The following is a 7849-nucleotide window of genomic DNA, read 5'->3' as shown; positions in this document are numbered from 1 at the left end:
TGTACTTTCCCATTTTCGTAGTGTTACTGGGTCTGTACCAAGTAAACGAGCTGCCTCACCTATCTTCACTAATCTCTTATCCATTCTTGAGATTGTATTAGATAGTTTTAGATTATAATAGATTATTGCGAACTGTTTTTAACCCTGCTGGGCGGATTCCTGTCTGATGGTTTCATGAACAGCAAACAGTGCATGCCGAACAACAGAAGCATCGAAGCCTCCGGGCACCAGATGTTTATAGGCAATTTCCACCGCCTGGTCTATCAGCTTATCAAACTCGGATTTCTGGCCTTTTTGTTTTTCCCGGTACAGTTCGTTTTCGATATTGATACCTTCAATCTCACTGTACTGGGTCAGCACACTCAGAGCCGCTGCAAAAGCTGCAAGCTGGTAGTCGGTATTAAGCGCCTGATCAAAAGTCTGATTTACACCACCAGACTTTTGAATATGTGCAACCCATCAAAGCATTTTAGAGTTCCAGCCGCAACAGCGACCAACAGACAATAACCAAGCAGCTTTTTGTGTTTTTGACTCTGAATGCTCATCCATGAATTTTGAAATTATACCATTAACAAGCAATTGTCTTGGGTTAAACATATGCTGCCAATGACTCCAACCTCTCTCTCGTAGAGGCTGCTCTGTATTGCTCCCGTTAATTGCCTCACAACCCTGCCGATGCACTCCTTAATAGTTAAGTTAACCGGGGGAGAAGATCCGTGGATATTCCAGGCAAGAAATCAGGGCCAGCCATTTCCGTCTCGAATGCCTCCGGGCAGGCTCAGTCGGAACAGAAGAAGCAGGTTAAATGGCAGAGCAAGAAAGTACAGCTGAATGATGTGCCGGTCAAAAATCTGGAGCGAAGCTCTTCAGGTTCAGACTCTGATTATGGTGGAACGTCCGATTTTTCGATTTCCTCCTCTCCGTCAAGCCTGTCAGGATTCAGTGATACTGAACTGTTTCCTGAAGATGATGTCTTCTCATACCCTTCCCCATTGAATGAAACAGCCCATCTGGCTAAAAAAGAACTGGGCAGGGGACGCTTTGCTTCGGTACACCGGGTTACTCAGGAAAAAAATAAAGGCAAACCAGAGCATTTTGCATTAAAACAGACTCATTTCGGTGATCAGGGAGAACTGGAGGCAGGGATATTAAAGAAGTTGGGGGAACACCCAAACATTGTCAGAAGTTATGGTCTGGTAGAAGTCGATGGGGTCAGAGGGCTCCTGACGGAGTTGATTGAAGGCCCCTCCCAGGAGAGCGTGATGATGCTTCTGATCGAGCTCTATGGTAACGGCAGGCTCAGCAGTCAGGCGTTTTTCAATGTTCTGGCATTTATGGAGTATGAGAAGTTTCAGGCACTTGATTACCTGCATAAGCGGGGTGTTGTCCATAACGACCTGAAACCCAATAACGCCATGATTGATCTGAAAGATGGCCGCTTGAAACTGATTGATTTTGGTAGTGCCAAAGAAGAAGGCCAAAAAGCCAGTTATAGTCATGAGGACTATGCTTCTCCAGAGTTGTACCGATCGGAGCTACTTCAAAAAGAGGTGGTCAGGGCATCCTATGCCACAGATGCTTTTGCTCAGGGGCAACATCTATACCGGTTTTTGAACAGTCCGGGTCAACTCCATATTCACTCTTTTACCAACGGTGCACAGCCTTGGGGCAAGTATACGCCCAATCAACGATCCGAAGCGGCTTTTGAGGTCCTCTGGGCATTTCTTGAATATCAGAAACCTAACCCTGATGGCAGTTACAAACAGGCAATGGAGCCAGTAATGCCTGAATTAACAATGGAGGACCTGGAAGCTGAGTCTGAGCGCATGAAGTTGCAAGAAGTCAATCTGGATAGCCTGCTGACCTCCGGCGATGAAATTGGCGTCATCGTAAAATTGCTGGATGGAGATCTGAGTACCAGTGACATAGAAAGAATCAAAAAAATGCTGCATGGAAAATTAAATGCCAAAGACAGCGAGACCGCTCAGGCACTATTGGATGGACCACTCTTATTTCATGATATCCAAGCCATCAAACGATTGCTCTTCGGCAAATTATCGACACCTGAAAGAGAGACAGTAGCCGATCTGGAACACCTGATAGAGTCAGCAGAAGAGATGAAGAGAAGTAAAAGCCAGCTGATTGATATGATTAACAGCTTGCTGCACCCGGTGCCCGAGCAGAGAATGACACCAGCACAAGCTTTGCAGCACTGCTGGTTCACTGAGCGAACAATAGACAGAGAGCAGGCCTTAAGAACACTGCATTTAGCAGCCGACATCCTTAAAGGAAAAGAAGGTGACGCAAACAAGAGTTTTGTATGAGTATCTCCCCCGAATGTCTCTAAAACCCTTCACTTAAGTCTCTCGGATAATCCGCCCCTGTTAATTGCCCCTCATTCCTGCCGATGCACTCCTTAATAGTGAACATGACCGGGAAAGATCCGTGGATATTCCAGGAAAGAAGTCGGGGGCAGCCACTGCTGCCTCGAATGCCTCTGATCAGGCGAAGCCGGAACAAAAGAAGCAGGGGAAGTGGCAGAGTAAGAAAGTTCAGCTGGATGTGCCGGTCAAAAATATCAGGCATAGCTCTTCAGGCTCAGGCTCAGGATCTGATTTTAGTGGGATATCTGGCTCTTCGATTTCTTCCTACCCGTCAAGCCCGGGAGCAGTCAGTGACGAAGTGTTTCCCGAAGATGATGTCTTCTCATATGACTCTCCGTTGAATGAAACGGCCCAGCTGGCAAAGAAAGAGTTGGGTCGGGGACGTTTTGCAACGGTATACCGGGTTATCCAGGAAAAAAGTAATGGCCAACAAGAACATTTCGCATTAAAAAAAACTCACTTGGGAGACCAGGGAGAACAAGAGCACAGGATATTAAAGAAGTTGGGAGAGCACCCAAATATTGTCAAAAGTTATGGTCTGGTAGAAGTCGATGGGGTTAGAGGGCTCCTGATGGAGATGATTGAAGGCCCTTCTCAAGATACCCTAATGACGCTTTTGATTGAGCTCTATGGGAATGGCAGGCTCAGCAGTCAGGCGTTTTTCAATGTTATGGCGTTTATGGAGTACGAGAAGTTTCAGGCACTTGATTACCTGCATAAGAAAGGTGTTGTCCATAACGACCTGAAACCCAATAACGCCATGATTGATCTTAAAAGTGGCCGCTTGAAATTGATTGATTTTGGTGGTGCCAAAGAGGAGGGTAAAAAAGCCAGTTACGGTCATGAAGACTATGCTTCTCCGGAATTATACCGATCGTTACTTAAGAAAGAGCTGGTCAGAGCCAGTTATGCCACAGATGCTTTTGCCCAGGGACAACATCTCTACCGTTTTTTGAACAGTCCGGGTCAACTCCATATTCACTCTTTTACCAATGGCGCAGAACCATGGGGTAAATATACCCCCGACCAACGATCTGAAGCAGCTTTTGAGGTGCTCAAGGCATTTCTCGAGTATCAGAAACCCAATCCTGATGGCAGTTACAAACAGGCAATGGAGCCAATAAGTCCTGAGTTAACACAGGATGATCTGGAAGCCGAGTCTGAGCGTATGAAGATGCAAGAATTTAATCTGGAGAGTCTGCTGACCTCCAGAGATGAAATTAGAGCAATTATGAAGTTACTGGATGGGGATTTGAGCGCCAGTGACATTGATAGAATCAAGAAAATGCTGCATGGAAAATTGAACGCCAGAGACAGCGAAACCGCTCAGGCACTGTTGGATGGACCGCTCTTGTTTCAAGATATCCAGGCCATCAAAGGCCTGCTCTACGGCAAGTTAACCACGACTGAAAGAGAGACGGTAACAGATCTGGGGCACCTGATAGAGTCTGCAGAAGAGATGAAAAGAAGTAAAAGTCAGCTGATTGACATGATTAACAGTCTGCTGCACCCGGTGCCCAGGCAGAGAATGTCTCCAGAGCAAGCTTTGCAGCATCCCTGGTTTACTGAACGTACAATAGACAGAGAGCAGGCCTTAAGAACACTTCACAGGGTTGCTGATGTATTGAAAAGAGATGAAGACGATGCAAATAAGAGTTTTTTATGACGGTCTCTGCCCTCTTTGTGTTAAAGAGGTTGCTCGCTGGAAAAATGCCCGTTTCACAAGTGAAGTAGAGTGGTTTGATATCACCGGTCAGGAAAAGGCACTGGAAGCCTGGGGGATTGATCCCCACAAAGCTCTGCTTGAATTACACACCATGACCGATGACGGTCGGGTTTATACGAGCATCGACAGTTACTCGCTCTTACTCAGACAGCTACCTGCCTGGAGCTGGCTGGGACAGGTCATGAGTCTGCCAGGCCTGAAACAGTTCCTGAAATGGACTTATGACTGGATGACCAAAGTCCGCTTGAAAAAAGAAGGTCGCTGGCCGGGCCAATGCAACACAAAGCAATGTAAATAGTCATAGGCTTGTTCATCCCACCCGCCTGGACAGAGTGACGCTCATGACCAAATATGATCGCTAAAATCATGAATGCAGTGAGACTTATCAACGTCACTCCATATCATCATCCCTGACGTTCTGCCCTGCGAGAGAAAATACATTGCTGGCAAACAGCGTAAGCCCCTTGACCAGACTAACCAGAGGGAAGACGGCATTGTTGGCTCCGAGATTAAGCTGGCCATTGACATTATAAAAGTCTCTGGGAAATTCTTTATACACGTCCAGGGAATGCAATGGTTTCGGGTACATTATGTTATCCAGATTTCCAGTGAGCTTTATGTGTTCTGAGAAGCATTCGGCAAAAGGGGCAGATGCACGACGATCGCTAACCTCACAAGGTTGCAGAGCTGTCCAGTACAGGATTTCCTGAGCTGTGCGTGTCAGCCATGAACGGTACGTCGCACTGTCAACCCCCATAAATTCTGGCAGTCTTGACTCAGGCTGACATTCTTTTTCTTTGGCTAACAGGCCTGACAGGTATTCGTTAAGCAGTTGCTCAATAAAATGTTCTGTCTCCTTCACGGTTTGTTCCTTTTGGTAATGATAGTCCGGGGAGTCCCGACGCAGGCGTGATCTTAACATCACGGCTGCCAGCAGGTTTTCGCAGAGGGCATTGGCAAAACTTAACCGCTGTAGAACCTCGGGAGTATAACCCGACGTTTTTGAGTCTCTGGCAGTGAGGCCGCTTTTCATAGAGCCATAGAACTCAACATCCCCCCAATCCCGTAAACCATCCCAACCAAAATCAGGGCGTTCTATGGCCTCAACCCAGCCTCCAAAGGTTCCGGGTAATGGCAGGGCATAATGTAAGGATTTACCCAATAACGGGCTAAGGAACAGCCAACGACGTCCGGTATCATGAAAGGCCGGGATCGTTGACGTGGGCATAACGCCAACGTTGCCATTAAGTACTCCAATGTCGTGAATGCCGTTCAACAGGCCTCGCTCAGCGATCGCGTAAGGAGTGCTGGTTCCATCCGGAGTATGCGCGTATTGACCGTAATTGTTGGTCGCTTTGAAGTGGTAGACCCGGTAGGCTTTTTCACCATCAACATTGGTCTCTTGTAAACGATCAGTGAAGCCCCGGATACTTTCGGGAAGATCCTTTTCCAGTACAGTGAGGTACTGACCGAAACGGGGTAGCTGGCTTTTAAAGCGGTCATTGAGCACATTGGCAATAAATTGATGCATAATGCCTTCTTGCGCCAGGGTGGCTACGGATTCTCCAAGTCGCTGGAATTTATAGTAATCAACTTCCTTACCATTCTGTATTGCCAGTGTACGACCACCGACGATGGCTCCCTTTCCTTCAAATAGCGACAATGAATGTTGATGTTGACCACGATAAACTGATTCAAAATGTGTGCAACCAGCAGTGTCAAATTTTGATTGCAACTGACGACTGGCGTCTTTGTCCGCAAACTGAAAGCCATAGGCGTGGAGAGACACCAGCAACTTGAATGCCGAAGTATTGGGTTGTTGAAATTTGAGAGGATTCACCGGTTCTGTTAATGTGCCGGAGACATCCAGTTCGGAGAACAGGGCAGGATGATTGAGATAAGCCAGAGTATCATCCAGTAATTTCCGGGGTAAACAATTCTTCCAATACCTCAGCAACAACGGTTTGTTTGCAACGATCCTGCTTGCCAGTACATGAACAAGTCTTTGCCGGAGCGTTGGGTCAGTGCAACACTGCTCCAGATACTTTGCATCATTAAATTTATGCAAAAAATCCAGATAATGTTCAATGTAATCTATTATGAGGTCAGCTTTCCCGGGCCGTAAACTTCTTCTAATAATATGACCCTCTCCAGACTCAAAGGGTTCAGAATTTAAAACGATAGCGTCTTGCTTCGCCAGTATGTCTTCGGGAAATGAATGGAGATATTTTAAAGGAAAATACTGACAGACAATATCCATGACCTGACTTACAAAATCCTTATTTGCATTAATTTTTTTAAAAAACATATTAAGGTGGCTGATAGAAAAATATTCACTTATCTCAGGTCTACTAATTAAGTTTTTTAATAATAACTCTTTTCCTGTTTCGATTAATTTCTGAAGCAAAGCATCATCTACATTTTCAATTGATACAACAATAAAAGGATTGGCTTCTACCAGTTTTTTTAACAACAAGGTAAGCTTTTTTTGATCATCCTTGTATCTTTCTATACAAAGATCATAAACATCAGATAAGAGAGATTGAGATATTTTAGCGAAATTTCTTTTACCGAGTGCGGATGAAGCTGTCTTTAAAAGCACTTCTTCAAAAAACTCATCATTATTCATCATAACCTTATGTTTATGATTGCCTTTGAAAATCTCGCTGAAATTTTCAAAAAAATAATCACCATCAAGCGAGTCCAAAATCAACTGTTTTGTTAAAAACCGAGTCGGAACCTCTGATAATGTACACAACCCCTTCGATAATTGTGAAAGACAGTACTCTTCGTTTTTATTTATGATGTCTTTCGGCAGGTCTTTGAGCTTTATCCTTCCTGATTTGATAAGTTCATCATACAAACCATCATCTTTAAAGCTGTCCGGAAGAACGCTCAATGACTTTATTTTTGCTGCGATATCCAGGTGATCATAAATCAATTTTGCCCGTTCAGGCGGTGTACCACTCGGAAGACCATGCACGTTTGAGTATTCAATAAGGAAGTCAATATCAGATTTTAATTCTTCAGAAAGGTATCCATAGTGAGATGTTAGGGCTCCGCTCCTGACAGCATTCAATAATATCTGTTTTGTTCTTTCAACTGTTGATAACAATGTTTCTCTGATTTTGTCACCTTTTTTCATTACCAAAACACTCCAAAGACGGTTTCTTACTATCTCTGAAAGAAGGGTTGGTGATTTGGAGTAATGTTCAGGTAAATATTTTTCAGGATCACAAGGAAGAAAGTCGGCAACATCTATAAATTCATCTTCTGTGAGTCTATCGTTTCTACCATCAATGAGTTCTTGAATCAGCTTGACTTGTCTGTCGCTGAGGATAGCAGTGTTCGCATGCTGAATGGCATGACGCTTTCTTAATCCTGATTCGCATGCAGCTACTTCACAGGTATCTACATCTAAAGCAACGGCTCTGGAGGAAATTCCGACCTCTTTTTGATCTTTTTGTCCTGTTAAGGGATCTGCGCGATTGACTCCCAAAGGCTTACCGCTGACAGGCCTGACGGTTCTGCCGGAAACATTGTCGTAATCCGCTGTAGCACTATCTGAGACAACGGCTGTTGCAGTGCAAGCAGAAAAATTTTGCCCCTGATTATATGAGGATTTAGATAATTGATTCATCATCACTCCTGTCTTTAATTGTACTTAATCTTGACGGGGGTGAGCCCACTCTATGGAATGCTCGTAAATTAAGACCCGCTAATTAAATGAAAGTTCCAA

General features: G+C 44.8%; 5 protein-coding genes. 3 read left to right on the top strand and 2 right to left on the bottom strand.

Translation table 11 applies throughout. The features are described 5' to 3' along the window. Positions 1–138: 138 nt before the first annotated feature. Positions 139–360, bottom strand: coding sequence for a hypothetical protein (locus KBW69_RS05120; RefSeq protein WP_257280161.1), 222 nt, complete (start codon positions 358–360; stop codon positions 139–141). Between the two features lie 356 nt (positions 361–716). Here KBW69_RS05120 and KBW69_RS05115 point away from each other — a divergent pair, with 356 nt between their 5' ends. The 3 genes from KBW69_RS05115 (at position 717) to KBW69_RS05105 (ending at position 4408) form a co-directional block, all read left to right on the top strand. Then, entirely contained in the window at positions 717–2324 is a 1608-nt protein-coding gene (locus tag KBW69_RS05115; RefSeq protein WP_257253529.1) for a protein kinase, read from the top strand. Positions 2325–2445: 121 nt separating this feature from the next. Further along, complete coding sequence (locus KBW69_RS05110; RefSeq protein WP_257253528.1) at positions 2446–4050, top strand: protein kinase; 1605 nt, start codon at positions 2446–2448, stop codon at positions 4048–4050. Continuing rightward, positions 4028–4408 (top strand): thiol-disulfide oxidoreductase DCC family protein, encoded by a 381-nt coding sequence (locus tag KBW69_RS05105; RefSeq protein ID WP_257253527.1) that lies wholly within the window; start codon positions 4028–4030, stop codon positions 4406–4408. Before KBW69_RS05110 ends, KBW69_RS05105 begins: the two co-directional genes overlap by 23 nt. A gap of 93 nt (positions 4409–4501) precedes the next feature. Here KBW69_RS05105 and KBW69_RS05100 read toward each other — a convergent pair whose 3' ends face one another. Further along, positions 4502–7753, bottom strand: coding sequence for a hypothetical protein (locus tag KBW69_RS05100; protein WP_257280160.1), 3252 nt, complete (start codon positions 7751–7753; stop codon positions 4502–4504). Positions 7754–7849: the final 96 nt, after the last annotated feature.

The organism is Endozoicomonas sp. ISHI1 (assembly GCF_024606225.1).
Classification (GTDB): Bacteria; Pseudomonadota; Gammaproteobacteria; order Pseudomonadales; family Endozoicomonadaceae; genus Endozoicomonas_A.
Note: the sequence above shows the minus strand (reverse complement) of the source record. Positions and strands in the feature narration are given on the sequence as shown.